The following is a 25831-nucleotide window of genomic DNA, read 5'->3' as shown; positions in this document are numbered from 1 at the left end:
ATGGGGCATGGCCAGCGTGCTGCACGTCGTCCGGTCCGTCGTCGCGCCGATCACCCGGACGCGCGCGTTCCGGGCCGTCGCCCCCGTCGTGCTGCCGCCCGTGGAACGCGCGCTGGCGCGGCTCACGCGCGGCCGGTTCCAGCTCTCGGCCGTGCTGGTGCCCTCGTTGGTGCTGCACACCACCGGGGCCCGGTCCGGCGAGCCGCGCGACACCTACCTCATGTACACGCCCGTGGGCGCCGGACGCCTCGTGGTCGCGGGCACGTCGTTCGCGCGCGACCGCCACCCCGCGTGGACGTACAACCTGCTCGCGCACCCGGACGCCGCCGTCAGCGTCCGCGGCCGGCGCTTCGACGTCCGCGCGACCCCCGTCACCGACGACGGCGAGCGGGACGCGCTGTGGGCGCGCATCGAGGCGCAGTGGCCGGGGTATCGCGCCTACGAGCGGGAGTCCGGCCGCGTGGTGCGGCTGGTCGTGCTCGAGCGGGCGGACGCCGGCGACCGCTGATTCGTCCATGTCGTCCGCCGGATCGGACATTCCCCGCCCCCGCGCGGCGTCTCTACCGTGATCGTCAGGCCGCTCGGGGACGAGGGTGCGACGCCACGGCGGCGGCGCGGTCCTCGTGCCTCGGCGCATCGCACGACTGACCAGCACGACACCCGATCACCGGAAGGCCGCGCCGTGCCCCACCCCGTGTCGAAGGTGCCCTTGCACCTCCCCTCCCGCCTGACGATCAGCCTGTGGGACTTCACCTGGTACACCCGGACCACCCCGGGTGAGCCGTTCGCCGATCTCGACGTCGCGTTCGAGCAGGCCGTCGAGCGCGGCTACAACACCGTGCGGATCTGCGCGATGCCGTTCCTGCTCTTCGGCGACCACGGCATCGACACCGCCGCGCTGCGCTTCACGAGCATGGGCGGCGACGTCGGGGTCAGGACGCGGTGGTACGACGCCGCCGGCGGGGCCGTCCTCGACGGCCGGGCCCACCTCCTGGAGCTCTTCCGGGCGGCGGAGCGCCACGGCTGCCACGTCATCCTGTCGTCCTGGGAGTACCAGCAGAGCCCGGCGTTCCTCGAGGGACCGGAGTGGTACGAGGCCCTCATGGCGGTGGATCCGGACGACCGCCACCGCGTCATGGCCGAGGCCATGTCCGACCTCGTGCAGTTCCTCAAGGACCACGGCCTCGCCGAGCGCATCGCCTACGCCGAGCTGCACAACGAGGTCGACCTGAGCCGCCTCTCCCTGGCGGGCGGTGGCGGCCCGGCAGACGTCTACTGGCCCCAGCGCCCGTTCGTGGAGTCCGCGGTGGCCCGCATGCAGGAGCGCCACCCCGACATCCTCGCCACGACCTGCTACGGCATCCCGCCGCACCTCGACATCGGCGCCGTCCCCGACAACGGCGAGGTCGCCCACTTCCACATCTACGTCTACGGCGTGCTCGGCGCGCTCGAGAAGTGGGCCGGGGTGCGCGCCGTCGACGGGTTCCCCTCCCCGGAGCTGCGGTCCCTGCTGCGCGACGACGCCCCGGACATGGCGTCGTACGAGGGCAAGGTCGACCCGTGGCGCCTGTCCGCCACGGGAGTCTCCGCGAGCATGTTCTACAGCCACGACTGGATGGATACCGCGCGCTGGGACCGGTGGCTGTACGAGAACTACGGCCGGTGGCGGGAGGCCATGAGCACCGCGGTCGACGAGCGGCTCGACGTGCTGGCGCGCCACGCACGGCGCACGGGCACTCCTCTCGTGATCGGCGAGGGGTGGGTCGGCTACACCCCGCTGCTCGCCGAGTTCGAGGACGGCCCCGTCGGCCAGGGCATCGCCGAGCGCGCGATCACCCGGTGCATCGAGCTCGGCGCCTGGGGCGCCGTCCTCGGCTCCAACTCGGCGCCCCACCACCCCGGCTGGGACAACGTCGAGTGGCAGCGGACCTGGAACCGCCGCCTGACCCTGGGCGACGCCGCCGCCTGAGGGGCAGCACGCGCCGTCCGCTCAGCGGCCCCGGGCGCGATAGGCGGTCGGTGACGACCCGTGCACGCGGGTGAACTGACGCGAGAAGTACAGCGCGTCGTCGTACCCGCTGGCCTGCGCGACGGCCGTGACCGGGAGGTCCGTGCTGTCGAGGAGCTCTCGCGCCCGGGCCATCCGCAGCCCGGTCTGATAGCGCAGCGGCGAAGTACCGACCTGCGCCCGGAACAGGCTGCCGAGCTGCGACGGGCTCAGTCCGACCATGGCCGCCAGCGACTCCACCGACGTGCGGCGCGGGGCGGTCGACCGCAGGTGCTCGACGGCGCGCTCCACGGGGTCCGGGGCGGGGCCGGGGGAGCGGCGTCCGGTCGCCACGACGAGGGCGAGGGCGTGCCAGGCCGCGCCGGTCGCGGTCACGAGACCGCCCGCCGTGCCGGCGTCGAGCGCGTCGATCACCTGGGAGACGAGGCTCGCCACGGGCGCCGGGTCCCGGAGGTGGGTCACGGGGCCGCCGGCCGTCTCGCGTGCCGCGCGGACGAGCTCGTCGGCGTCCCGGCCGGTGGCGTGCAGCCACCAGAGGGTCCACGGGTCGTGCTCGGCGGCGGCGTACTCGTGCGACGACCCGGCCGGCACCAGCACCACGTCCCCGGGTCGGACGTCGAACCGGCCGTCCGGCGTGCGGCACCAACCGGCGCCGTCGGTGCAGACCAGCAGGACGTGCTCCCGGGCGCCGTCGGGTCGCGACCGCCCGTGGCGGGCGGCGTGCGGGAAGAACCCGGCGTCCGTCACGACGAACCGGGCCGTCACCGGGCGTGCGAGGGCCGCGCGGACCGCCGGGCGCGGCACGACGACCATGCGCTGACCGGCGAAGCCGTCGCGGAGCGCGCCCTCGCCCCCGACCTCGGTCGCGACGCCGCGTTCGACCGTCGTTTCGTCCATGCGTCCCAGGGAATCGCCCATCGTGCCGTGCGGTCAAGCGGCCTACGTTCGTCGCATGCCAGGAGAAGAGTCGCGGATCGTCCTGCCGTCCGCCCCGGACAGCCTCGCCGACCGGCCCGTGCGCGGGTGGCGCGAGCCGGTGTCCATCGACACGTACGACATCGGCGAGCCGGACCGGTACCCGGCGTACCTGGACCAGCGGGTGTACCAGGGGTCGTCGGGGGCGGTGTACCCGATGCCGTTCGTCGATCGCGTCGAGCAGACCAAGGCGCCCCGCGAGTGGGACGCGATCCACCTGGAGAACGCGTACGTGCGGCTGATGGTGCTGCCGGAGCTGGGCGGGCGCATCCACGTGGGCCTCGACCGCACGCGCGGCTACGACTTCTTCTACCGCAACGACGTCATCAAGCCGGCGCTGGTCGGGCTGCTCGGGCCGTGGCTCTCGGGGGGCGTAGAGCTCAACTGGCCGCAGCACCACCGGCCCGCGACGTTCCTGCCGACGGAGGCGTGGATCGAGCACGAGCCGGACGGCGCGGTGACGGTGTGGTGCTCCGACCACGACCCGTTCGCGCGCATGCAGGGGATGCACGGCGTGCGGCTGCGCCCGGACAGCGCGCTCGTCGAGCTGCGCGTCCGCCTCGTCAACCGGACCGACGACGTGCAGACGTTCCTGTGGTGGGCCAACGTGGCCGCCGCGGTGCACGACGACTACCAGGCGTTCTTCCCCACGGACGTGACGGTCGTGGCCGACCACGCCAAGCGCGCCGTGACGACCTTCCCCGCGGCGTCGGGTCGCTACTACGGGGTCGACTACCCGGCGCAGCGCACCGCGGAGCGCCCCGACGGCGACCGCCTGGACCGGTACCGCAACATCCCCGTGCCGACGTCGTACATGTGCCTGGGCTCGCAGGACGACTTCTTCGGGGGCTACGACCACACCGCCCGTGCCGGGTTCGTGCACTGGGCGGACCATCGGGTCTCGCCCGGCAAGAAGATGTGGACGTGGGGGAACGCGCCGTTCGGCTGGGCGTGGGACCGGCACCTCACGGACACGAACGGCCCGTACGTGGAGCTCATGGCGGGGGTCTTCACCGACAACCAGCCGGACTTCGCGTTCCTGCGCCCGGGGGAGACGACGACGTTCTCGCAGTACTGGTACCCGATCCAGGACGTCGGGCCCGTGCACCAGGCGACCCGGGACGCGGCGGTGCGGCTCGACGTCGAGGGCGCGGCCGTGCGCGTCGGCGTCGCGGTCACGTCCCCGCGGCCGGGGGCGCGGGTGGTGCTGCGGGCCGGCGACGAGGTGCTGCTGGACGAGCGGGCCGACGTCGTGCCCGGGGCGCCGCTCGTGCGCGAGGTGGCCGGGCCCGCCGGCGTCGACCCGACCGCCTACGAGCTCGTCGTCGAGCACGACGGCGCGACGCTCGTCGCCTGGCGCCCGCGGCCCGCGGCGGACCCCGACGCCCCCGCGCCGGAGCCCGCCACCGAGCCGCCCGCGCCGGAGGACCTCGCGTCCGTCGACGAGCTGTACGTCACGGGCCTGCACCTGGAGCAGTACCGGCACGCCACGCGCTCGCCCGAGCCGTACTGGACCGAGGCGCTGCGCCGCGACCCCGGGGACGCGCGCTGCGCGACGGCGCTCGCGGCCCGGCGGGCGCGCGCGGGCCGCCTGGAGGAGGCCGAGCGGCTGCTGCGCTCCGCGGTCGCGCGCCTCACGGTGCGCAACCCCAACCCGCGCGACGGCGAGGCGCACTACCGGCTGGGCGTGGTCCTCGCCCGCCGGGGCCGGACGGCCGAGGCGCGCGAGGCGCTGGGCACGGCGTCGTGGGACCAGGCGTGGCGCGACGCCGCGGCCGTCGCGACCGCGCGGCTCGACCTCGCCGAGGGGCGCGACGCCGAGGCCGCGGAGGAACTCGACGCGCTGCTGCGCCGCAGCCCGGAGCACGTGCAGGGCCGCAACCTCGCGGCGGTCGCCGCGCGACGCCTGGGGGACGCGGACCGCGCCCGCGACCTGGTGCGCGGCACGCTCGCCGTCGACCCCCTCGACGCGTGGGCGCGCGACCTCGCGGCGCGACTCGCGCTCGCCGTCCCGACGGGACCGACGCCCGACCCGACCATCGCGCTCGACGTCGCGCTGGAGCACGCGTCGGCGGGGGAGGTCGCGGACGCCGTCGAGCTGCTGGAGGACGTCGCGACGCGCCCGTCCCCGCGCGGGCAGCGGGACGTCCGCGCGCTCGCGCTGCTGCACCGCGCCGACCTGGAGCTGGCCCGGGGCGACCGGGCGGCCGCGGCGGACGCGCTCGAGCGGGCCCGGCGCGCCCCGCGCGACTGGGCGTTCCCGGCCGCCACGGACGACGACGCCCTCGCGCGGCTGCGCCGGGCGTGGCCGCAGGACCCGCTCGTCGCGGGCCTGGCCGGGCACCGCCTGTACGCGGCGGGCCGGCGCGAGGACGCGGTCGCGGCCTGGGAGGTCGCGGCCGCCGGCGACGGGACCGACGCCGTCGTGCTGCGGAACCTCGGCGTCGCGGCCTACAACGTGCGCGGCGACGCCGCGGCGGCGGCCGCCTGGTACGCCCGCGCGCGGGCCCTCGCCCCCGGCGACGCCCGCCTGCTGTACGAGGCGGACCAGCTCGAGGCGCGGCGCGGCACCGACCCGGAGCGCCGCCTGGCGACGCTGCTCGACCGGCCCGACCTGGTCGACGCCCGCGACGACCTGTCCGTGCAGCTCGCGGAGCTGCTCACCGCGCTCGGCCGCGCGGCCGAGGCGCTCGACACCCTGGCCGGCCGGTCCTTCCAGCCCTGGGAGGGCGGGGAGGGGCGCGTGCTGGGAGCCTGGGACGCCGCGCACCTCGCCCTCGGCCGGCGGGCCCTGGACGACGGCGACGCCGCGACCGCGCTGGCGCACGCCACCGCGGCCCTCACTCCGCCGCAGTCGCTCGGGGAGGCGCGCCACCCGCTCGCCAACACCGCCGACCTGCACCTGCTGCTCGGCGACGCGCTCGACGCCGCAGGCCGCGCCGACGAGGCCCGGGACGCCTGGCGCACCGCCGCCGACCAGCAGGGCGACTTCGAGGGCATGGCCGTCCAGGAGTTCTCGGAGCGCACGGCGGCCTCGGTGCTCGCGCTGCGCCGGCTGGGGCGTGCCGACGACGCACGGCACCTGCGGGACGGCCTCGCGCGGTACGTCGAGGCCGAGGACGGCCGCCGGGCGACCGTCGACTACTTCGCGACGTCGCTGCCCGCCATGCTGCTGTTCGCCCACGACGTCCAGCAGGACCACGACGACAGGGTCCGCGCCCTGCGCGACCAGCTCGCCGCCCTCGACCGGCACGTCGCCGCCACCGCGTCGGCCTGACCCGCCCGCCCCGACCCCGCTTCTCGAAGGAGAGAGCCCATGCCCGACGCCCTCGACAGCCGACGGTCCGTCACGCACCGCGTGCGGGCCCGCCGCCCGTCCCCGCCGCGCCGCGACCACCTCGAGCTGGGCGACCCGCCCGGCGCGTCGGACGCGGTGGCCGTGACCAGCCGGTACCTCGAGCGGGCGGGGCGGCCCTGGTTCCCCGTGACGGGCGAGGTGCACTACTCGCGCGTCCCGCGCGACCGCTGGTCGGAGGTGCTGGGGCACGCGAAGGCGGGCGGGCTGGACTCCGTGGCGACGTACGTCTTCTGGCAGGCGCACGAGCCCGCACCGGGCGACTTCCGCTGGGACAGGAACCTCGACCTGCGCGCGTTCGTCGAGACGGCCGGCCGGCACGGGCTCGACGTCGTCGTCCGGCTGGGGCCGTGGGCGCACGGCGAGGCGCGGTACGGCGGCTTCCCCGACTGGCTCGTCGAGCGCGGGCTGGCGACGCGCACGAACGACCCCGCCTACCTCGACCTGGTGCGGGCCTACTACGCGCAGGCGGTCGCGCAGCTCGACGGCCTCACGCACGCCGAGGGCGGGCCGGTCGTCGGGGCCCAGGTGGACAACGAGCTCTACGACCAGCCCGAGCACCTCGCCACCCTGCGCACCACCGCGGAGGAGCTGGGCCTGCGGGTGCCGGTCTGGACCGCGACCGGGTGGGGCGGCGCGCAGGTGCCCGCCACCCTGCTGCCCCTGTACAGCGCGTACGCCGACGGGTTCTGGGAGGACGCCGAGACCGAGTGGCCGGCGTTCTCGCCCGTGCACTTCCGGTACAGCACGGTGCGCGACGACCTCTCGGTGGGCGCCGACCTGCGCGAGGCCCTCGACGGCATCGTCGTGGCACCCGACGCGGTGGCGCTCAAGGACGACGACGCCCTGCCGTACGCGACCTGCGAGCTCGGCGGCGGGATGCACGTCGCCTACCACCGGCGGCCGCTCGTGACGCCCGACGACGTGGCCGCCCTCGCGCTCGCGAAGGTCGGCAGCGGTTCCGTCTGGCAGGGGTACTACATGTACGCCGGCGGCACCCAGCGCGTCGGGCCGCACGGCACGGAGCAGGAGTCGCACGCCACCGGGTACCCGAACGACGTGCCCACCCGCACCTACGACTTCGGCGCCCCCGTCGGCGAGCACGGCCAGGTGCGCCGCCACCACCACCTGCTGCGCCGCCAGCACCTGTGGCTCCAGGCCGACGGCGCCGAGATCGCGGCCATGACGACCACCGTGGGCGGGGGGAGCGACGACCCGGAGGACCTGCGCTGGTCGGTGCGGTCGGACGGCCGCCGCGGGTACGCCTTCCTCACCACGTACCAGCCCGCGCGCCGCCCGCTGCCGCCGCAGCCGGGCGTCCAGGTCGCCGTCGAGCTCGACGACGCGACCGTGACCGTGCCCACGCGTCCGGTGGACCTGCCGGCGGGCGTCTCGGTCGCGTGGCCGCTCCGCCTCCCGCTGGGCGACGGGCTCGTGCTGCGCAGCGCGACGGCGCAGGTGCTCACCCGGATCGACGCCGGGCGAGACCTCGTCGTGCTCGTCGCGACCGACGGCGTGCCCGTCGAGCTCGTCGTCGACGGCGACGTCACGGCGACGGGTCCGGTGGAGGCGCGCGCCGGGGACGGCGCGACGGTCCTCGACCTCACCGGTCGCCCGGGTCCCGACACCCTGGTCCGGCTGGGCGGCCCGTCGGGCGGGGTCGACGTGCTGGTGCTCGACGAGGCGACGGCGGACCGGCTGTACCGCCTCGACGTCGGCGGCCGCGAGCGCCTGGTGGTCTCCGACGCCCCGGCGTACGCGCTCGACGGCGCGCTCGTCGTGCACACGGAGGAACCGGCGGTGACGGTGTCGATGCTGCCCGCGCCGGCGTCGCTGACGTCGACGACCACGGGCGCCGACGTCGCCGCCGACATCGCCGCCGACGTCGCCCCCGACCAGCCGGCCGGCGCGCTCTGGTCCACGTGGACGCTGTCCGTCCCCGGCGCCGGGCGCCGCCGGGTCGCGTCGGACCTGCACCCGGTCGCCCCCGCGCCGCCGGAGCCGGCGCACGGCGGTCCGATGGACCGGCTCAGCGCGCCGGTCGACTTCTCCGGCGCCGCCCGCGTGGACCTGGACGTGCCCGCCGACGCGCTGGACGGCGTCGACCGCGCGCTGCTGCGCGTCGCGTGGACGGGCGACGTCGGCCGGGCGCTGGTGGGAGGGGAGGTCGTGAGCGACCACTTCTGGCACGGCCGCGAGTGGGACGTCGACCTCACGCCGTGGCGCGACGACGTCGTCCGCGACGGCCTGACGCTGGAGCTGCTGCCGTGGCGCGCCGAGACCGGCGTCTGGGTGGACCCGTCCGTGCGCGACGTGCCCGACGGGATCGCCGTCGCCGCGGTCGACGTCGTGCGGATGGCGCGGGTGGTGCTCGCCGTGGGGGAGGAGCGGTCGTGGACCTGAACCGGCGCGAGGTGCTGCGGCTGCTCGGCGTCGCCGGCCTCGGCGTCGCGGGCGGCGGGGCGCTCGCGGGCTGTTCGTCCACGACCGCGGCCGCGCCGGTTCCTTCGGGAGCGGCGTCCCTCGGGCTGTGGACGCACGACCCCGGCTACGCGAGCTACTTCACGCAGGCGGCCACGGACTCGGCCGTCGTCGGCGGCAGCGCGTGGACCTTCGGCGTGGACGTCACCTCCGTCGCGCCGGCCGACATCGTCTCGCGCCTGGTGACGCAGGCGGTCGCGCAGCGGCCGCTGCCGGACCTGGCCGGGCTGGTGATCGACCAGTTCCCCCGCGTCATGCGGGCCGGGATCGCGGAGAACCTGTTCGTCGACCTCACCTCGCTGACGGCGCCCCTGGGCGACCGGCTGCTGAAGACCCAGCCGTACACCGTGGACGGCAAGGTGTACGCGCTGGAGTCGGACAACTCCATCTCGGTGATGTTCTACCGGGCCGACCTCTTCGAGGAGCTGGGGATCCCGGCGGACGTCGACACCTGGGAGGAGCTGCTCGAGGTCGGGGCCGAGGTCGCCGCGGACACCGGCCAGGCGATCGGGATGGTGGCCAACGGCGACAACGGCTCCATCGTCAACGGGTTCACGCAGCTGCTCCTGCAGCGCGGCGGGAACCTCTACGACGCCGCCGGAAACCTCGCCGTGCTCTCGGACGAGGCCGTCGAGGTGCTCGAGCTCATGGCCGAGGGCGTCCGGACGGGGGCGTTCGTCGCCCTCGCGGACCCGTACGGCGGCGCCGCCGCGGCGGCGCTCAAGGGGAGCCGGCTCGTCGCGACCGTCATGCCGAACTGGTACGAGGTGTACGGCCTCCAGGCGAACGCGCCCGACCAGTCCGGGCTGTGGCGGGCGCGCACGATCCCGCGGTTCGCGGGCGGGGGGCACGTCGCCTCCACGATGGGCGGCACCGCGTTCGCGGTGCTCAAGGACCAGCCCCTGACCGACGCCGCGACCGACTTCCTGCAGCGGGCCTACCTGTCCGAGGAGGGCCAGCTCGCCCGGTACTTCGCGGGCGCCTACATGCCCACCCTGGTCGACCTCTACGACGCGCCCGAGTTCCAGGAGATCACCGACCCGTACCTCGGCGGCCAGCGCGTCTTCGAGGTCTTCTCCGCCGCCGCGGCCGACATGCCGCTCTTCTACCAGTCCGCGGGCGCCTCGGTGCTGCGCGACAGCCTCGGCGGCCCCATCCTCCGCGCCATCAACGGTCAGGTCGGTGCCGAGGAGGCGCTGCGGGCCGGGGTGCGCACGTACGAGAGGCAGGTGCAGCAGTGAGCACCCTGACCAGGCCGCCGACGGCGACGGCCACCCGGGACGCCGCGCGCGCCCCCCGACGCGGGAGCGGGCGGCAGTGGGCGCCCTACCTCTTCATCTCCCCGTTCTTCCTGCTGTTCACGGTCTTCATGGTGGTGCCGGTCGGGGCGGGGATCTACCTGAGCCTCACCGACTGGGCCGGGCTGGGCAGCCCGGAGTTCGTGGGACTGGCGAACTACTCCCGGCTGCTGCGCGACGCCAGCTTCGGCGCCGCCCTCGCGAACACCGCCTTCTACACCGTGTTCGCGATGGTCGTGGTGCTGCCGCTGGCGCTGCTGATCGCGCTGGCGCTCGACGCCAAAGGGCTGCGGCTGCGGGACTTCTTCCGCCTCACCTACTTCATGCCGGTGGTGCTGTCGCCGATCGTCATCGCCCTGATCTTCGGGCTGGTCTTCGACGGCGAGTACGGGCTGCTCAACGCCACGCTCGAGGCCCTGTTCGGTGTCGGCGGCGTCTCCTGGCTCACCGACCCGTGGTGGGCGCGCGTCGTCGTGGTCGTGCTGGTGCTGTGGCGCTGGACCGGGTACCTCACGATCTTCTTCCTCGCCGGCCTGCAGAACATCCCGCGCGAGCTGCACGAGGCGGCCGAGCTGGACGGCGCGGGCGTCGTGCGACGGTTCTTCGCCGTCACGCTGCCCCAGCTCAAGCCGGTCACGGCCTTCATCGCCGTGACGATGCTGGTGAGCACCGCGCAGATCTTCGAGGAGCCGTTCCTGCTCACGCAGGGCGGTCCCGGCGAGGCCACCCTGTCGGTCTCGATGTTCGTCTACCGGGCCGGGTTCCAGCGTCAGGAGCTCGGCTACGCCGCGGCCGCCGGCGTCGTCATGTTCGTCATCGTGTTCGTGCTGGGCCGGCTCGGCACCCGCGCGTTCGGCGTCGGGAGGAACCGATGAGCACTCCGACCCTCGCGCGGGCACCCCGCGCCGCGACCCCCGTGGCGGGGCGGGCGGCCCGCGCCCCGCGGCGCTTCCGCCCGGGCCGCGCCGTCCTGTACGTCGTGCTCGGCCTCCTGACCGTGGTCTACGTCGCGCCGCTGCTGTGGGCGCTGTCCTCGTCGTTCAAGGACCGCGGCGACATCTTCGCGTTCCCGCCCGCGTTGATCCCGGACCCGGCCACGCTGGACAGCTACGCGAACCTCCTCGCCACGCAGCCGTTCTGGCAGTGGATGCTGATGAGCACCGTCGTGGCCACCGTCAGCACCGTCGCCACCGTCTTCCTGTGCTCCCTGGCCGGCTTCGGGTTCGCCAAGTACGAGTTCCGCGGCAAGCGGGTGCTGTTCGACGTGATGTTCTCGTCGCTCGCCATCCCGTTCGCGGTGATCGTCGTGCCGCTGTTCGTCCTCGTCGCGAAGCTGGGGCTGGCGAACCCGTTCTTCGCGCTGGTCGTGCCCTGGGTGGCGCCGGCGTTCGGGATCTTCATGATGCGCCAGTACACCGAGCAGTCGGTGCCCGACGAGCTCCTCGACGCGGCCCGCATCGACGGGTGCTCCGAGCTGCGCACGTTCCTGTCGGTCGTCATGCCGCTGCTGCGGCCCGCGATCGGGGCGCTCGCGGTGTGGAGCTTCCTCAACTCGTACAACACGCTGCTGTGGCCGCTGGTGATCATCGCCGAGCCCGAGTTCTACACGCTGCCACTGGGGCTGCAGGCGCTGTTCGGCGCCGAGGGACGGCAGTACGACCTGGTGATGGCGGGGTCGGTGCTCGCGGCCGTCCCCGCGCTGATCGTGTTCTTCGTGCTGCGCAAGCAGCTCGTCAACGGCCTGACCGCAGGGGCGGTGAAGGGATGAGCGAGATGACGGACCCCAAGATGGTGACGGACCGGTCGACGCCGGACCGGAGGCAGACGGGCGCGACGCCGGGAGGCACCGCCGCGGGGGTCCCCGCGCACCTGCCCCGCCGCCTGGCGATCACGCTGTGGGACTTCTCCTGGTACGTGCGCACCGGGCCGGGGGAGCCCTTCGAGGACCTGGACGCGGCGTTCGCCCGCGCCGCGGAGCTCGGGTACAACGCCGTGCGGGTCTGCGCGATGCCGTTCCTGCTGTTCCGCTCCGGCCTCGACACGACGGCGCTGCGGCTGGGGCCGATCGGCGGCGGGTACGCGTCGCGGGTGCGCTGGTACGACGTGCGCGAGCCGACGACCGTCGACGCCCGCGCGCACCTGCTGGAGCTGTTCCGCGGCGCCGACCGGCACGGCATGACGGTGATCGCCTCGTCGTGGGAGTACCAGCAGAGCCCGGCGTTCGCCGCGGACCGGGCCTGGTACGACGCCCTCCAGGCCGTGCACCCCGAGGACAGGCTGACCGTGCTCGGCGAGGCGACGGCCGACCTCGTGGACCTGCTGCGCGACGAGGGGCTCGACCACGTCCTGGCGTTCGTCGAGCCGCACAACGAGGTGCAGGCCGGGCACCTCACCGCAGGGCTGCCCGGCGTCGAGGACCCGGTGGTGGAGCTGCGCGACCGGCTCGAGCGCGGCATCGCCGCCTTCTCCGCGCGCCACCCCGACGTGCTGTGCGGACCGAACTACGCCGCCGTGCCCGTCACCGCGATGCGGGGGCTGCCGCGCAACGCCCAGGTGCTCGGGGTCCACCCGTACGTGTACGGCGTCCTGGACGACCTGGTGCGGGAGTTCGCGCTGCGCGGCGACCCCGCCGACTTCCCGCAGGCGCGGGCCGACGCCGAGCTGCTCCGGCCGGGTGCGCCGCGGCTCGGCGAGTGGGCGCCGCCGCCGGACGAGGAGTGGAAGCGGCGCGCGTCGATCGTCGGGCACGCGGAGATCTACGTGCACGACTGGTGCGACCCGCAGGCCGTGGACCGGTGGCTGTACGAGCGGTACGGCGCGCACCGCATCGCGATGGCCGAGCGGCTGCGGGAGTGGATCGGCGTCGCCGCCGACCACGCGGCGCGCCTCGGCGTCCCGCTCGTGCTGGGGGAGGGCTGGGTGGGCTACACCCCGCGCGACACCCGGTTCGAGGAGGGTCCGGTCGGGGCGCAGATCTGCCGGGACGCCGTGCGGCACGCGGACGCCGTCGGCGCCTGGGGCTCCGTCGTGTGCTCCAACGCCGCACCGCAGCACGCCATGTGGCTCGACGCCGACCTGCAGCGCGAGTGCACCGCCGTCATCCTCGGCGAGCCCGGGGCCCCGGAGGTCGCCGGCGCCGCCTAGGGTCGGCGGCATGACCGACGCCGCGGACCCGTACGAGCTCGTTCCCACCGCACCGGACGTCGAGGCCTACGTGCGGCTGCGTCGCGACGCGGGCCTGAGCCCGAAGACTCCCGAGCAGGCGGGGTACGCCGTCGCGAACAGCTGGGCGTTCGTCCACGTGCGGCACCGGCCGACGGGGGAGGCCGTCGCGATGGGGCGCGTGCTCGGCGACGGCGGCTGGTACTTCCACGTCGCCGACATGGCGACCCTTCCCGCCCACCAGCGCCAGGGCCTGGGGCGGCGGGTGCTCGGGTGGCTGCTCGACCAGATCGCCGAGCGCGCGCCCGCCGACCCGTACGTCACCCTCATGGCGGACGCGCCGGGCCGGCCGCTGTACCGCAGCATGGGCTTCGTCGAGTCCGCGCCGCACAGTCTCGGGATGGTCCTGGCGTCCCGGCCCTGAGGCTCCGGGCTGCCGCGCACGCCCCGGCGCGAGACCATCGGACGATGGCGACCGACCGCGACATCCAGCAGACCATCAGCGACCTCATCGCCCGGGAACGGGAGCTGCGCGAGCGGCTCGCGAAGGGTGAGATCGACGCGAGCACCGAGCACGACGAGCTCGCCGCGACGGAGACCCGGCTCGATCAGTGCTGGGACCTGCTGCGGCAGCGGCACGCGGCACGGGAGTTCGGCGGCGACCCGGACCAGGCGACCGTCCGCCCCGCGGAGGTCGTGGAGCGCTACCGCGGGTAGAGCCGGGACGGGACCGTGGGGCGCCGGTTCGCCGAGACCTCCATGCCCGTGCGGGGGCGCGCCCGTCACGCCTCCGCGGCCTCGAGCCGGCCCGACGCGACGGCGTCCAGGAAGGCGGCGTAGTCGCGGTCGTTCTGGTCCGCATAGTCCGCGGCGAAGTCCGCGACCGCCCGGTCGAAGACGTCGCCGTGGCCGAGGTAGGCGGCGATCGCGACGCGGTCGCCGGAGCGGGCGTGCGCCCGCGCGAGCGCCTCTCCGCAGAGCTGGGCGTAGGCGCGCGCGCCCGGGGCGTCCATCGCCTCGACGTCCACCCCGCCCTTCCAGTCGTAGAGCTGGCGGAGGTAGTAGTCGCGGACGACGCCGTCCACGCCCGCGACGCGCTGCCAGCCGAGGAAGACGTCGCCGGCCGCCTGCATGAGCCGCTGCCCGCGCACCACCCGCTCGCCGTGGTTGGCGTACCGGCTCGGCGGCAGGAAGCGCTCCAGCACCGAGCGCTCCGCCTGCTTGGCCTGGAGCACGAGGGTGTCCCCCTCGTCGCGGCCGCGCAGCAGCACGACCCAGGCCCGCGTGCCGACGCTGCCGACGCCGACGACCTTGCGCGCCAGGTGCACGTACGAGTACTCCGCCATCGGGTGGTGCTCCGGCTGGAGCGTCGGCAGGTACGAGGCGATCAGGCCCCGCATCCACTCCTCCGCCCGCTCCCGGTCGCGCGCGAGGGGCACGAGGTCCTCGACGGGGACGACGAGCGGCGGGCTGGCCGCGATCCGCGGCTCGCCGTCGACCACCTCGACGAGCTTGGCGGTCGCGCGCGTGCTGTCCTTCGTCCGGGCCTTCGCGAGGTCCGCCTCCAGCCGGTCGACCTGCTTGCGGCCGACCCGCTTCGCGCGGTGCTCGGCCTCGACCCAGGCCACGACACGGTCCGTGTCGAGCCGGTCGTACCACCCCTCGAGCACGCCCGACCCCGCCAGCCGCAGCATGCGCTCGCGGTAGGCCCGCACGACGGCGAGGTCGATGTCGCGGCGCCGGCCGGCGTCGAACCCGCGGTGCCGGCCCGCGACCTCGACGCTGGCGGCCAGCCGCTTGACGTCCCACTCCCACGGGCCGGGGAGCGTCTCGTCGAAGTCGTTGATGTCGAACACCATCGCCCGCTCGGGCGTGCCGAAGACGCCGAAGTTCGACAGGTGCGCGTCGCCGCAGACCTGCGTGACGATCCCCGACGCGGGCGTCCGGGCGAGGTCCGTCGCCATGAGCAGCGCGGCGCCCCGGTAGAAGGTGAACGGCGAGACCATCATCCGCCGGTGCCGGATCGGCAGGAGCTCCGGCACCCGGGTGGCCTCCTGCTCCTCGAGGAGGGCGACCGGGTCGGGGCGGTCGGGCGGGGGCGTCCATCCCGCGTGGGACGCCCTCGGGGTGCGGCGGCGGGCGCTCCTGCCGTGCTCGGCGCGGCGCGCGAAGTCGTGCGGCGGCGGGAGCTCCTCGGCCACGTCGTCACGGGTGCTCATGGGCCACCTCCGATGCCTCGTCCGATCGTCGGCCCCGCCGCCGACCGTCGCACCCGGGCGGTCCGGCCGAGGGTGCGGGAGAGGTCAGCGCGGTTCCACGCGCAAGGTGGTCGAGCGCGCGGTCGGGCTGGTGACCGACCGCACGGCCGAGCCGTCGCCGTACTTGGCGTGGTAGGCGGCGTCGATCGCGTCGTCGTGGGCGTCGTCGCGGGTGAACTCACCTCGGCGCGGACGCCGCCGGCGTCGATCTCGCCGGTGCCGGTGCGCTGCACGCCGCGGTACCAGGCGCCCTCGACGCCGCGCACGGAGCGCAGGTAGAGCGCGCCGTCGACCACGACGTGCCACACGATCCGGGGCGTGCGCAGCGTGCCGTCGGGGCGGTGCGCTGCGACGCGGAGCTCGCCGTCGCCGTCGATCGCCGCCAGGTCGGCGGGGTTCCAGTCGGTCATGACTCCTCCTCGGCGGGGAACGGGGCGATGTCGTCGACGGCGCGCAGGGCGTTGAGCGTGCGCGGGTAGCCGACGACGGGCAGCAGCTGGGTGACGACCGCGACCAGCGTGGCGCGGTCGTTGCCGACGTGGAGGTTCGCGCGCACGTGCCCGGCCACCTGCGGGTCGGCCCCGCCGAGCGCGACGAGCAGCGCCAGCGTGACCAGCTCGCGGGTCGGAACGTCGAGGCCGCCGCGCGTGTAGTGGTCGCCGAAGCAGTGCGCGGCCAGGGCGCGCTGCACGTGCTGCTCGTCGGCGGGGGTGTTCGCGTGCATGGCGTCGACCGCGTCGGCGCCGACGATCCGCTTCTGCACGGCGAGGCCGTCGGCGGCGCGCGTCGCGGGCGTCACCGTGGCCTGCCCGGGCATCGGGAGCTCGACGTCGTGGTCGGCGAGCAGCTCGTTCGCCACCACCAGCGCGTCGACCGCCCGGCCGAGCCCCGCGTACGGGACCGCCTGGTACAGCACCTCCTTCAGCTCGACCGGCGTGACGCCGGCGGCGAGGGCGTCGTCGAGCTCGACCCGCAGGACGGCGGTGCCGCCGGTCGCGACGACGGCGGCGACCCGCAGCAGGCCCCGCAGGCGCGGGGCGAGCGGGGCGTCGCGCTCGACGTCGTCGGCGAACCGGTCCGCGATCGCGACCAGCTCCGGGTCGGTGGCGGCGAGCGAGGTGTCGGCGAGGGGCATCGGTCAGGCCTCCGGGATCTCGCGGCCGAACGTCTCCAGCGTGACGTCGGCGGGATCGGGGCCGCCGCGGCGGCCGGTGTCGAGGGCGTCGATCGCGGCCAGCTCGGCGGCGGTGAGCTCGAAGCCGGTGACGTCGAGGTTCTCCGCGATGCGGCTCGGCGTGACGGACTTGGGGATCGCGGAACGGCCCTGCTGGAGGTGCCAGCGCAGCATCACCTGCGCGGGCGTCGCGCCGTGCGCCTCGGCGAGACGCAGGATCGTCGGGTCCTGCAGCGTGCTGGTGTGGCCGGAGTCGCGGTAGAACGTGATGCCGCCGATGGGCGACCACGCCTGGGTGAGGATGCCGTGCGCGGCGTCGGCGGCCAGGACGTCGGGCTGGCGGAAGTACGGGTGCACCTCGACCTGGTTGACGGCCGGCACCACGGACGTCTCGGCCAGCAGCCGGTCCAGGTGCTCGGGCATGAAGTTGCTGACGCCGATCGCGCGGACCTTCCCGTCGGCGAGGAGCTGCTCGAGGGCCTTGTACGCCTCGATGGTGAGGTCGAAGCGGCTGGGCAGCGCCTGGTGCAGGATCAGCAGGTCGATCGTCTCGACGCCGAGCTTGCCGGCGCTCTTGTCGAACGCGTGCCGCGTCGCGTCGTACCCGTAGTCGCTGATCCAGACCTTCGTCTCGAGGAAGACGTCGTCGCGGTCGACGCCGGAGCGGCGGAGCGCCTCGCCGACCTCGCGCTCGTTGCCGTACGCGGCGGCGGTGTCGATGTGCCGGTAGCCGACGCGCAGCGCCTCGGCGGTCGCCGCGACCGTCTCGTCCGGCGGGGTCTGGAAGACGCCGTACCCGAGGGCGGGCAGCTCGACGCCGTTGTTCAGGGTGAGGGTGGGGACGGGGTTCGTCATGCCGTCCACGCTACGAGCGGGTCGCCGATCCTGGGAGACCCTGCTGGTACCCGGCTGGTCAAACCCCTGGAACCTGCGTGTACTCGTCATGCCGAGCCGTCGCGAACCCACGCACGTGGCGTCGCGAATCCACGAGCAACTTGTCGCGAATCCACGAGCAGGCTGTCGCGAAACCACGGGCGTCGATAGAGTCCGCCCATGGCGAGAGTTCCTCGGAACGTGAAAACGCGAGTCATCGAGGCATTGGATGACACCAGAATCGTCGTCGTCCAAGGCGCGCGCCAGGTGGGGAAGACCACGCTCCTTCGCGAGATCGTCTCCGAACGCGGAGGTCGACTGGTCACCTTCGACGACGAGCTGACCCGTGCCACGGCTCAGGCGGACCCGGTCGGGTTCCTCGACCAGCTGCCCGACGGTCTCTTGGCCATCGACGAGGTGCAGCGCGTCCCTGAGCTGGTCCTGGCGCTCAAGCTCGTCGTCGATCGCGACCCGCACCCGGGCCGCTTCCTTCTGACCGGGTCCGCCAACCTGCTCAGGCTGCCCGCGGTCGAGGACAGCCTCGCGGGCCGTGCCGAGTCCATCGAGCTGCACGGATTCAGCCAAGGTGAGCTCGCCGGGCGCCAGGAGCACTTCGTGGACCGGGTCCTGGGCGGTGAGACCTTCCTCGGGCACGAGAGCGGGCTTCACCGGTCCGACTACCTCGAGCGGGCCGTTGCAGGGGCCTACCCGGAGGCACTGGCTCGACCGGCCGGTCGCCGCCGCAGCCAATGGTTGGAGAACTACCTTGCGCGCATCGTGGAGCGGGATGCCCCGGACGTCTCCAACCTTCAGAGACTCGGCGAGCTTCCGCTGATCCTCCGGATTCTGGCTGCGCGCGATGGTGAGGAGCTGAACGTCGCTCGCGTCGCGAGCGACACCGGCATCCCTGCCAGCACGCTCGTCCCCCATCTCGAGCTCCTCGAGACGCTGTATCTCGTCCAGCGGGTCCCGGCGTGGTCGACGAACCTCTCCAAGAGGGTCGTCCTGCGCCCGAAGATCGCCCTCCTCGACACCGGGCTGGCGGCGCGTCTGGTCAACGTCTCGGCGGCGGGTGCCGCACCGCAGGTCAACGGAGAAGTCGCGGGCCACCTGCTCGAAGGATTCGTCGCGGGTGAGCTGCGCCGTCAGCTGGGATGGGCCGAACGAACCGCCCGCATCAGTCACTACCGGGACCGGGACGGCGACGAGGTCGACCTGATCCTCGAGGCCGACGACGGCCGCGTCGCCGCCGTCGAGGTCAAGGCGGCGTCCTCGGTCGGGCTGCGCGACGCGAAGTGGTTGCTCAAGCTGCGCGACAGGCTGGGTGACCGATTCGTCGCCGGGGTCGTCCTGCACACCGGGGGGACGAGCGGGCCGTTCGGCGACCGGGTCAGCGCCGTGCCCATGGACGTGCTCTGGACGGCGTGACCGCATCACGTCCGGCGACGAGCGGGCTCACGCGCCTGCCGTCCGGCGGAGGGGAGCACGAGCAGGACGGCGGCGACGAGCGCCGCGAGGAGCAGCACCGCGCCGGCGGTCATGGCCGCGGCGTACGTGCTGGTCAGGGCCAGCACGAGGCTCATGCCGAGCGCGCCGCCGAGCTGGTGCACCGCGTTCACGACCCCCGACGCGGCGCCGGCCTGCGACCGGTCGACGCCCGCGATGCCCGACGCCGTGAGCGGCCCGAACGCGAGGCCCTGCCCGGCGCCGACGAGCGTCATCGGCAGCGCGATGCCGACGGCGTACGAGGTGCCGGCGTCGACCGCGCCCAGCCACGCCATGCCCGCGACGGCGAGCACCAGCCCGGCCACGAGCAGCACCGGGCCGCTCGTCCGTCGTTGCAGGCGCGGCACGGCGAGCGCGACGGCGAAGTTGACCGCCGTCATCGGGAAGTAGGCGAAGCCTGCCGCGAGCGCCGAGAAGCCGCGTTCGTCCTGCAGGTACTGGCTGGTGAAGAGGAAGAAGCCCATCATCGCGCCGATGAAGAGCAGCCGGGCCGCGTAGGCGCCCACGCGCTCGCGGCTGGCGAACAGCCCGAGCGGCAGCACCGGCTGCGCGGCGCTGCGCTCGACGACCACGAGGGCGACCAGGAGCGCGACGCCGAGCCCGAGCGCCGCGAGGGTCCCGCGACCGGCCCAACCGTCGTCCCCGGCGCGGACGAACCCGTAGACGAGCGACGACGGGCCGAGCGTGGCCAGAAGCGCCCCCGGGACGTCGAAGCGGCCGGGGGACCGGGGCGTCTCCGGCAGCACCCGCAGCCCGGCGACCAGCATGACGACGCCGACAGGCAGGTTCACGAGGAAGCCCGCGCGCCAGGAGACGAGGTCGGCGAGCAGGCCGCCGACGACGAGCCCGACGCTCGCGCCGATGCCTGCCACCGCGCCGTACGCCGCCGTCGCGCGGATCCGCTCGGGCCCCTCGGGGAAGCTCGCCGTGAGCAGCGCGAGGGTCGACGGCGCGAGCACCGCGGCGCCGACGCCCTGCACGGCGCGCGCCGCGACGAGCCAGCCGCCCGTCGGCGCGAGCCCGACCGCGACGGACGCGAGCGTGAACAGCGCCAGCCCGACCACGAACATGCGCCGTCGCCCGAGGATGTCGCCCGCGCGGGCGCCGAGCAGCAGCAGGCCGCCGAAGGTCAGCAGGTAGGCGTCCTGCACCCAGGCGAGAGCCGTCGCGGACATGCCGAGCTCGTCCTGGAGGTGCGGCAGCCCGGTGATCACGATCGAGTTGTCCAGGATCACCATGAAGTAGCCGACGAGGATGATCGCCAGGACCGCGGTGGTGCCGCGACGGGTCGGGGGCTCTGCGGTGGTCCTGGTCAGGACGCCGGTGGGAGCGGGGGGTGCGCTGGTCATGCCGTCCATCAGACGGCGGCCCGCACGGGCGGGGGAGTCCCGGGCGTCCCCGGTAACGCCAGTACCTCCCGGGGCCGGGGGCGCCGACGTACCGTCGAGGCATGGACTTGAAGGCGGAGACGCGGGAGTTCCTGGCCACCCGCCGGGCGCGGATCACCCCGGACAAGGCCGGCCTGCCCGCGTACGGCGGCAACCGGCGCGTGCCGGGGCTGCGGCGCGAGGAGGTGGCGATGCTCGCGGGCGTGAGCGTCGACTACTACACCCGGCTGGAGCGCGGGAACCTCGGCGGGGTGTCCGAGGAGGTGCTGGAGGCGCTCGCGGAGGCGCTCCAGCTCGACGAGGCGGAGCGGCTGCACCTGTTCGACCTCGCGCGGGCCGCCAACGCGTCCGGCGCGGCCCGGTCGCGGGCGCGCCGCACCCCGCCCGGCTCCGTGCGCCCGGTCGTGCAGCGGATCCTCGACGCCATGGGCGACGTCCCCGCCTTCGTCCGCAACGGACGGCTCGACGTCCTCGGCACGAACGTCCTGGGCCGCGCCCTGTACGCGCCGCTGTACGACTCGCCGGAGCAGGTCGCGGGCAAGCCGGTCAACAGCGCCCGCTTCCACTTCCTCGACCCCGACGCCGCCGCGGCGTTCTTCGGCGAGAAGTCGCCGCGGATGGCCCACGACGCCGTCGCGATCCTGCGCGCCGAGGCGGGCAAGAACCCGTACGACAAGGCCCTCACCGCCCTGGTGGGCGAGCTGTCCACGCGCAGCGAGGACTTCCGCCGGCTGTGGGCGTCGCACGACGTGCGCCTGCACCGCACGGGCACGAAGGTGTTTCACCACCCGGCGGTCGGGCTGCTCGAGCTCGACTACGAGGCCCTCGTGCTGCCCGCCGACCCGGGGCTGCAGATGAACGTCTACAGCGCGCAGCCCGGCTCGCCGTCCGAGGACGGGCTCAAGCTGCTGGCGTCGTGGGCGGCCACCACGCTCACGGCGCCCGCCGCCTCCGCCCGAGAAGGAGCCACCGACCGATGAAGAAGCTTCCCCGCCCCGCGACCACGAAGAACCCGCCCGAGCAGTTCCGCGGCGACGTGTGGCTCGACCCGATCGTCACGCCGCAGGAGGGCGACCAGCGGATGGTCGTGGCGCTCGTGCGGTTCGCGCCCGCGGCCCGCACCGCGTGGCACTCGCACGCCCGCGGGCAGACGCTGCACGTCGTGTCGGGTGTCGCGCTGGTCGGCACGCGCGACGGCGTGGTCGTCGAGGCCCGGCCGGGCGAGACGGTCTACTGCCCGCCGGGGGAGGAGCACTGGCACGGGGCGTCGCCGGACGACTTCATGGAGCACCTGGCGATGCTCGAGAACGCCGACGACCCGGCCGCCACGACCACCTGGCTGGAGCACGTCACGGACGAGGAGTACGCCCGCGCGCCCTGGCTCGACGTCTGACGGCGGTCAGATCAGCAGCGGCGCCAGCCCGAAGCCGATGGCGACGGCGGACGCGACGGCCACCAGCCCCGGCACCATGAACGAGTGGTTGAACAGGTACTTCCCGATGCGGGTGGTGCCGGTGTCGTCGAGCTCGATGGCGGCGACCACGGTGGTGTACGTCGGCAGCAGGAAGAGGCCGGTGACGGCGGGGAACGACGCGACCATCGTCGTGGCTGCCACGCCCATCCCGGCGGCCACCGGCATGAGGGCGATCGTCGTCGCCGCCTGCGAGTACAGCAGCGCCGACGCGAGCAGCAGCACGACCGCGAGCATCCACGGGTAGCGCTCGATGATGTCGCCGCCCAGCTCCTCGATCTCGGCCGTGTGCCCCTGCACGAACGTGTTGCCCAGCCACGCGACGCCGATGATGCAGACGGCGGCGCTCATGCCGCTGCGGAACGTCTGCTGCGTGATGACCGTGCCCACGTCGATCTTGCACAGCAGGGCGATGAGCAGCCCCGCCAGCAGCATGAACGTCATGATGGCGCCGCTGCGCGTGATGGTGGGGTTCTCGATGAGGCCCACCGAGTCGGACACCGCCGTCGAGTAGAGCACGACGACCAGGAGCGCCGCCGCGAAGATGATCAGCGACAGCAGCGCCCGCGGCTTGGCGACGAACTCGGTGCGCTCGCGGCGCTTCACCAGCCCCTTGGCGAGCCGCTCCTGGTAGACGGGGTCGTCCTGCAGCTCCACCCCCTGCCGGGACGCGACGACGGCGCCGACCATGCAGCCGACCAGCGTCGAGACGCCGGCCACCGTGAGCAGCGTGATGTAGTCGACGCCCAGCGGCTCCACGACGGCGGCCATCGCCACCACCGCCGCGGAGATGGGCGAGGCGGCGATCGCCATCTGCGACGCCACCACCGCGATGGACAGCGGCCGCGACGGCCGCACGTTCGACTCCTTCGCCACCTCCGCGATCACCGGCAGCGTCGAGAAGGCGACCTGCCCGGTGCCGGAGAACACCGTCATGACGTACGTGACGAGCGGCGCGAGGAAGGTGATGCTGCGCGGGCGGGCGCGCAGCAGCACCTCCGTCTTCGCCACGAGGTAGTCCAGCCCGCCGGCGGCCTGCATCGCGGCGATGGCCGCGATGACGCACATGATGATGCCCAGCACGTCCCAGGGGACGCCCGTCGCCGGGTCGACCTCGAGGCCCAGCAGCCCGAGGACGATGACGCCGGCGCCGCCCGCCAGCCCGATCCCGATCCCGCCGAGGCGCGCGCCGATGAAGACGAAGAGGAGGAGGACGGCGAACTGGACGACGATCACCGGGCGGCCTCACCCGTCTCGTCGGAGGCCTCGTCGTGCTCGTGCCCGGGGTCGGACGGCGCGCCCGTCGCGTCGTCGGACTCCACGACGCGCGAGGACTCGCCCTCCTCGCCCAGCGGCGGGATGCCGCGTTCGTCGGGCGCGTAGAAGCGGCCGCTGTAGCGCGGGTGCAGGAAGTTCTCGGTGGTGAGGATCTTGTCCACCTCCTCGGCGGTGAGCAGGCCGCGCGCGACGACGACGTCGCGCACCGAGGCGCCGGTGCGGGCCGCCTCCTTGCCCACGAGGTCGCCGTTGTGGTGCCCGATCACCTCGTTGAGGTAGGTGACGATGCCGATGGAGCCGAGCACGTGCTGCCGCATGACGTCGGCGTTCGCGGTGATCCCGACGACGCACTTGGTGCGCAGCGCGTCGCACGCGTTGGTCAGCAGCCGGATCGACTCGAACATCGACTCCGCCAGCACGGGCTCCATGACGTTGAGCTGGAGCTGCCCGGCCTCGGCGGCGTGCGTGATGGTCACGTCGTTGCCCATGACCTTGAAGCAGACCTGGTTGACGACCTCGGGGATCACCGGGTTCACCTTGGCGGGCATGATCGACGAGCCGGCCTGCAGCTCGGGCAGGTTGATCTCGTTGAGCCCCGCGCGCGGCCCGGAGGACAGCAGGCGGAGGTCGTTGCAGATCTTCGACAGCTTGGCCGCGAGCCGCTTCACCGCGGAGTGCACGGCCAGGTAGGCGCCGTTGTCGTAGGTGGCCTCGACGAGGTTCTCCGCCGGCACCGTGCCGAGCCCGGACACCTCCGCGAGCCGCCGCGCCGCCACCTTCGGGTAGCCCGGCGGGGTGTTGAGGCCGGTGCCGATCGCCGTCGCGCCCAGGTTCACCTCGAGCAGCAGGTCGGCCGCGTTCCGCAGGCGCTTGACCTCCTCCGCGACGTTGACGGAGAAGCCGGCGAACTCCTGCCCCAGGCTCATCGGCACCGCGTCCTGCAGCTGGGTGCGGCCCATCTTCGGCAGGTCGGCGAACTCCGACGCCTTCTCGTCGAACGCCCGCGACAGGCGTCGGACTGCCACCACGAGCGACTCGGTCAGGGCATGGACGGCCAGGCGGAAGCCCGTGGGGTAGGCGTCGTTCGTGGACTGGGACTTGTTGACGTGGTCGTTCGGGTTGATGACGTCGTAGCGGCCCTTGGGGAAGCCGGACAGCTCCAGCGCGAGGTTCGCCACCACCTCGTTGGTGTTCATGTTGACGCTGGTGCCCGCGCCGCCCTGGAACACGTCGATCGGGAACTGGTCGAGGCAGCGCCCCTTGACCAGCACCTCGTCGCACGCGCCGATGATGGCGTCCGCGACGTCCCGCTGGATGGCCCGCAGCTCCCGGTTCGCGAGCGCCGCCGCCTTCTTCACCATCACCATGCCGCGGATCATCTCCGGCACGTCGTTGATGGTCGTCCCGGAGATCGGGAAGTTCTCGATCGCCCGGACGGTGTGGATCCCGTAGTACGCCTGCGCAGGGACCTCTTTCGGTCCGAGCAGGTCTTCCTCGACGCGCACGTCAGCCGTGGGTTCAGCCATGGGGCAGACGCTAGCAACGCCACCGGCCGGGCACCCGACGAGAGGTGGGCGTGCGTGCATGCGGGGTCCGGCGTGTGCTGGAGGGGCACGAAGTCGTCAGGGGGCGCCATCGGTGGTCGTTCGGCTGCCCGAGTCGAGGAGGAGCCCATGACGAGGACCAACCCGATGACGTGGCTGGGCAGGCAGGCCCGGCGCGGCGTGACGGACCTGCCGCGCAACGTCCTGTGGATGCTGGACGCGGGCGTCAAGAGCCCGGCCCGCACGGCCGGCCGCACCGTGCAGTCCGCCGGCCGCACCGCGCAGTCGGCCGGGCAGCAGGCGGTCGCCGCCCTGGCCGACGCCAACCCCTTCCCGGGCGACGGCGACCAGCGCCGTCTGAGCCGGGTGGACGCCGCGATGGAACGGGCGCACGAGCTCGAGGTGCGGGCGCACGACGAGGCCCGCCATGCGAAGGAGCAGGCCGACGCCGTGGCCGAGGCCGAGGCCGAGGGCGACCGCCGGGTGGCCGAGGCCCGCACGGAGGGCGACCGCGAGGTGAAGCGGGTCACCGCGGAGGCGCAGCGCGAGGCGGACGAGTACGTCGCGGCGAAGCGCGGGCGGGCCACCGAGCTCGCCGCCCGACGGGTGGAGGAGACGGAGGCCGACGTCGGCAAGCACGTGGAGCAGGTCAGGGCGGAGGCCGACCGGGCTCGCGCGAAGGCCGAGGAGGCGGTCGAGCGCGCCCGCCAGCAGATGACGCGAGCCCGGGAGCTGGCCGAGGCCGCGGCAGAGGACGCCCGGCGCGCGGCCGACGAGGCCAGGGCCCGGGCCGACCGGCTCGCGGGGGAGGCCGAGGAGGAGGCGGAGCAGGCCCGCCGGCGGGTCGAGGAGGCCGACGCGCGCCGTCGGGAGGTGGCGTCCGAGGGACGGCAGCTCGGGGCGGACGCCGACACCGGCCCGCTGGACCTCAAGGCGATGACGAAGGACGAGCTGCGCGCGCTCGGGGTGGAGATGGGCCTCGACCTGCCGACGTCCCTGCGCAAGGAGCAGATCGTCACGAGGATCCGCAGGCACAAGGACGAGCACGACCGATAGGGAC

Annotated in this window: 21 protein-coding genes and 1 pseudogene; 14 read left to right on the top strand and 8 right to left on the bottom strand. The window is 74.2% G+C overall.

What is annotated here, in order from left to right; translation table 11 throughout:
* Positions 1-7 precede the first annotated feature (7 nt).
* Both ACFQ8Y_RS08940 and ACFQ8Y_RS08935 read left to right on the top strand, forming a co-directional pair.
* A complete protein-coding gene (locus ACFQ8Y_RS08940; protein WP_430551478.1) occupies positions 8-508 on the top strand; it encodes a nitroreductase family deazaflavin-dependent oxidoreductase in 501 nt (166 codons plus the stop codon).
* Between the two features lie 174 nt (positions 509-682).
* A complete protein-coding gene (locus ACFQ8Y_RS08935; RefSeq protein ID WP_430585245.1) occupies positions 683-1969 on the top strand; it encodes a cellulase-like family protein in 1287 nt (428 codons plus the stop codon).
* A 21-nt stretch (positions 1970-1990) separates the two neighbouring features.
* Here ACFQ8Y_RS08935 and ACFQ8Y_RS08930 read toward each other — a convergent pair whose 3' ends face one another.
* Complete coding sequence (locus tag ACFQ8Y_RS08930; RefSeq protein ID WP_430585244.1) at positions 1991-2905, bottom strand: helix-turn-helix domain-containing protein; 915 nt, start codon at positions 2903-2905, stop codon at positions 1991-1993.
* A 55-nt stretch (positions 2906-2960) separates the two neighbouring features.
* On the opposite strand from ACFQ8Y_RS08930, the gene ACFQ8Y_RS08925 reads away from it, so the two are divergent.
* Genes ACFQ8Y_RS08925 through ACFQ8Y_RS08890 form a run of 8 tightly spaced genes read left to right on the top strand, consistent with a single transcriptional unit; the run spans position 2961 to position 13996 of the window.
* Complete coding sequence (locus ACFQ8Y_RS08925) at positions 2961-6260, top strand: DUF5107 domain-containing protein (RefSeq protein ID WP_430585243.1); 3300 nt, start codon at positions 2961-2963, stop codon at positions 6258-6260.
* 39 nt (positions 6261-6299) lie between these two features.
* Positions 6300-8741: a beta-galactosidase gene (locus ACFQ8Y_RS08920; RefSeq protein ID WP_430585242.1), complete on the top strand. Its 2442-nt coding sequence runs from the start codon at positions 6300-6302 to the stop codon at positions 8739-8741.
* Positions 8732-10060 (top strand): ABC transporter substrate-binding protein, encoded by a 1329-nt coding sequence (locus ACFQ8Y_RS08915; protein ID WP_430585241.1) that lies wholly within the window; start codon positions 8732-8734, stop codon positions 10058-10060. The genes ACFQ8Y_RS08920 and ACFQ8Y_RS08915 overlap by 10 nt, the downstream gene beginning before the upstream one ends.
* Complete coding sequence (locus ACFQ8Y_RS08910; RefSeq protein WP_430585240.1) at positions 10057-10992, top strand: carbohydrate ABC transporter permease; 936 nt, start codon at positions 10057-10059, stop codon at positions 10990-10992. Before ACFQ8Y_RS08915 ends, ACFQ8Y_RS08910 begins: the two co-directional genes overlap by 4 nt.
* Complete coding sequence (locus ACFQ8Y_RS08905; protein ID WP_430585239.1) at positions 10989-11885, top strand: carbohydrate ABC transporter permease; 897 nt, start codon at positions 10989-10991, stop codon at positions 11883-11885. Before ACFQ8Y_RS08910 ends, ACFQ8Y_RS08905 begins: the two co-directional genes overlap by 4 nt.
* 5 nt (positions 11886-11890) lie before the next feature.
* A complete protein-coding gene (locus tag ACFQ8Y_RS08900) occupies positions 11891-13261 on the top strand; it encodes a cellulase-like family protein (protein WP_430585238.1) in 1371 nt (456 codons plus the stop codon).
* 10 nt (positions 13262-13271) lie between these two features.
* Positions 13272-13703 (top strand): GNAT family N-acetyltransferase, encoded by a 432-nt coding sequence (locus ACFQ8Y_RS08895; protein ID WP_430551469.1) that lies wholly within the window; start codon positions 13272-13274, stop codon positions 13701-13703.
* Between the two features lie 44 nt (positions 13704-13747).
* Positions 13748-13996 carry a DUF2630 family protein gene (locus tag ACFQ8Y_RS08890; RefSeq protein ID WP_430551468.1) on the top strand — a complete coding sequence of 83 codons (249 nt, stop codon included), beginning with the start codon at positions 13748-13750 and terminating at the stop codon, positions 13994-13996.
* A gap of 65 nt (positions 13997-14061) precedes the next feature.
* On the opposite strand, the gene ACFQ8Y_RS08885 is transcribed toward ACFQ8Y_RS08890, so the two are convergent.
* From ACFQ8Y_RS08885 to ACFQ8Y_RS08870, 4 genes are read right to left on the bottom strand one after another with little or no spacing between them, the layout of a single operon-like run.
* Entirely contained in the window at positions 14062-15498 is a 1437-nt protein-coding gene (locus ACFQ8Y_RS08885; protein ID WP_430551467.1) for a DUF2252 domain-containing protein, read from the bottom strand.
* The gene (locus ACFQ8Y_RS08880; RefSeq protein WP_430585237.1) at positions 15495-15947 is read right to left on the bottom strand and encodes a DUF2255 family protein; all 453 of its coding nucleotides are present in this window, start codon (positions 15945-15947) and stop codon (positions 15495-15497) included. Before ACFQ8Y_RS08880 ends, ACFQ8Y_RS08885 begins: the two co-directional genes overlap by 4 nt.
* Positions 15944-16672 carry a carboxymuconolactone decarboxylase family protein gene (locus ACFQ8Y_RS08875; RefSeq protein ID WP_430585236.1) on the bottom strand — a complete coding sequence of 243 codons (729 nt, stop codon included), beginning with the start codon at positions 16670-16672 and terminating at the stop codon, positions 15944-15946. The genes ACFQ8Y_RS08880 and ACFQ8Y_RS08875 overlap by 4 nt, the downstream gene beginning before the upstream one ends.
* A gap of 3 nt (positions 16673-16675) precedes the next feature.
* Positions 16676-17566, bottom strand: a complete 891-nt coding sequence (locus tag ACFQ8Y_RS08870) for an aldo/keto reductase (RefSeq protein WP_430585235.1) — start codon at positions 17564-17566, stop codon at positions 16676-16678.
* Positions 17567-17764: 198 nt separating this feature from the next.
* Between ACFQ8Y_RS08870 and ACFQ8Y_RS08865 the strand changes: the two genes are divergently transcribed.
* Positions 17765-19012, top strand: coding sequence for an ATP-binding protein (locus ACFQ8Y_RS08865; RefSeq protein WP_430585234.1), 1248 nt, complete (start codon positions 17765-17767; stop codon positions 19010-19012).
* 5 nt (positions 19013-19017) lie between these two features.
* Here ACFQ8Y_RS08865 and ACFQ8Y_RS08860 read toward each other — a convergent pair whose 3' ends face one another.
* Complete coding sequence (locus ACFQ8Y_RS08860; RefSeq protein WP_430585233.1) at positions 19018-20439, bottom strand: MFS transporter; 1422 nt, start codon at positions 20437-20439, stop codon at positions 19018-19020.
* A gap of 101 nt (positions 20440-20540) precedes the next feature.
* Between ACFQ8Y_RS08860 and ACFQ8Y_RS08855 the strand changes: the two genes are divergently transcribed.
* Both ACFQ8Y_RS08855 and ACFQ8Y_RS08850 read left to right on the top strand, forming a co-directional pair.
* Positions 20541-21458, top strand: coding sequence for a helix-turn-helix transcriptional regulator (locus ACFQ8Y_RS08855; RefSeq protein WP_430585232.1), 918 nt, complete (start codon positions 20541-20543; stop codon positions 21456-21458).
* The gene (locus tag ACFQ8Y_RS08850) at positions 21455-21871 is read left to right on the top strand and encodes a cupin domain-containing protein (protein ID WP_430563377.1); all 417 of its coding nucleotides are present in this window, start codon (positions 21455-21457) and stop codon (positions 21869-21871) included. Before ACFQ8Y_RS08855 ends, ACFQ8Y_RS08850 begins: the two co-directional genes overlap by 4 nt.
* Positions 21872-21877: 6 nt before the next feature.
* Here ACFQ8Y_RS08850 and ACFQ8Y_RS08845 read toward each other — a convergent pair whose 3' ends face one another.
* Positions 21878-23185: an anaerobic C4-dicarboxylate transporter gene (locus ACFQ8Y_RS08845; protein WP_430551460.1), complete on the bottom strand. Its 1308-nt coding sequence runs from the start codon at positions 23183-23185 to the stop codon at positions 21878-21880.
* A 134-nt stretch (positions 23186-23319) separates the two neighbouring features.
* Positions 23320-24753 (bottom strand): annotated as a pseudogene (gene aspA / locus ACFQ8Y_RS08840) (aspartate ammonia-lyase); the annotation flags it as partial.
* Positions 24754-24900: 147 nt separating this feature from the next.
* Here aspA and ACFQ8Y_RS08835 point away from each other — a divergent pair.
* Positions 24901-25827: a hypothetical protein gene (locus tag ACFQ8Y_RS08835; RefSeq protein WP_430585231.1), complete on the top strand. Its 927-nt coding sequence runs from the start codon at positions 24901-24903 to the stop codon at positions 25825-25827.
* Positions 25828-25831 lie beyond the last annotated feature (4 nt).

Origin of the sequence: Isoptericola sp. NPDC056605, assembly GCF_042792795.1 — a bacterium.
In the GTDB taxonomy this organism is placed as follows: domain Bacteria; phylum Actinomycetota; class Actinomycetes; order Actinomycetales; family Cellulomonadaceae; genus Isoptericola.
This window is presented reverse-complemented; position numbering and strand designations above follow the sequence as displayed.

What these genes read in the sequence shown, in the direction of transcription:
- ACFQ8Y_RS08930 (WP_430585244.1), bottom strand. Translation starts at nt 2,905, where the DNA reads ATGGACGAAACGACGGTCGAACGCGGCGTCGCGACCGAGGTCGGGGGC.
- ACFQ8Y_RS08925 (WP_430585243.1), top strand. Translation starts at nt 2,961, where the DNA reads ATGCCAGGAGAAGAGTCGCGGATCGTCCTGCCGTCCGCCCCGGACAGC.
- ACFQ8Y_RS08905 (WP_430585239.1), top strand. Translation starts at nt 10,989, where the DNA reads ATGAGCACTCCGACCCTCGCGCGGGCACCCCGCGCCGCGACCCCCGTG.
- ACFQ8Y_RS08885 (WP_430551467.1), bottom strand. Translation starts at nt 15,498, where the DNA reads ATGAGCACCCGTGACGACGTGGCCGAGGAGCTCCCGCCGCCGCACGAC.
- ACFQ8Y_RS08940 (WP_430551478.1), top strand. Translation starts at nt 8, where the DNA reads ATGGCCAGCGTGCTGCACGTCGTCCGGTCCGTCGTCGCGCCGATCACC.
- ACFQ8Y_RS08865 (WP_430585234.1), top strand. Translation starts at nt 17,765, where the DNA reads ATGGCGAGAGTTCCTCGGAACGTGAAAACGCGAGTCATCGAGGCATTG.
- ACFQ8Y_RS08890 (WP_430551468.1), top strand. Translation starts at nt 13,748, where the DNA reads ATGGCGACCGACCGCGACATCCAGCAGACCATCAGCGACCTCATCGCC.
- ACFQ8Y_RS08850 (WP_430563377.1), top strand. Translation starts at nt 21,455, where the DNA reads ATGAAGAAGCTTCCCCGCCCCGCGACCACGAAGAACCCGCCCGAGCAG.
- ACFQ8Y_RS08920 (WP_430585242.1), top strand. Translation starts at nt 6,300, where the DNA reads ATGCCCGACGCCCTCGACAGCCGACGGTCCGTCACGCACCGCGTGCGG.
- ACFQ8Y_RS08875 (WP_430585236.1), bottom strand. Translation starts at nt 16,672, where the DNA reads ATGCCCCTCGCCGACACCTCGCTCGCCGCCACCGACCCGGAGCTGGTC.
- ACFQ8Y_RS08900 (WP_430585238.1), top strand. Translation starts at nt 11,891, where the DNA reads ATGACGGACCCCAAGATGGTGACGGACCGGTCGACGCCGGACCGGAGG.
- ACFQ8Y_RS08855 (WP_430585232.1), top strand. Translation starts at nt 20,541, where the DNA reads ATGGACTTGAAGGCGGAGACGCGGGAGTTCCTGGCCACCCGCCGGGCG.
- ACFQ8Y_RS08870 (WP_430585235.1), bottom strand. Translation starts at nt 17,566, where the DNA reads ATGACGAACCCCGTCCCCACCCTCACCCTGAACAACGGCGTCGAGCTG.
- ACFQ8Y_RS08895 (WP_430551469.1), top strand. Translation starts at nt 13,272, where the DNA reads ATGACCGACGCCGCGGACCCGTACGAGCTCGTTCCCACCGCACCGGAC.
- ACFQ8Y_RS08835 (WP_430585231.1), top strand. Translation starts at nt 24,901, where the DNA reads ATGACGAGGACCAACCCGATGACGTGGCTGGGCAGGCAGGCCCGGCGC.
- ACFQ8Y_RS08880 (WP_430585237.1), bottom strand. Translation starts at nt 15,947, where the DNA reads ATGACCGACTGGAACCCCGCCGACCTGGCGGCGATCGACGGCGACGGC.
- ACFQ8Y_RS08860 (WP_430585233.1), bottom strand. Translation starts at nt 20,439, where the DNA reads ATGACCAGCGCACCCCCCGCTCCCACCGGCGTCCTGACCAGGACCACC.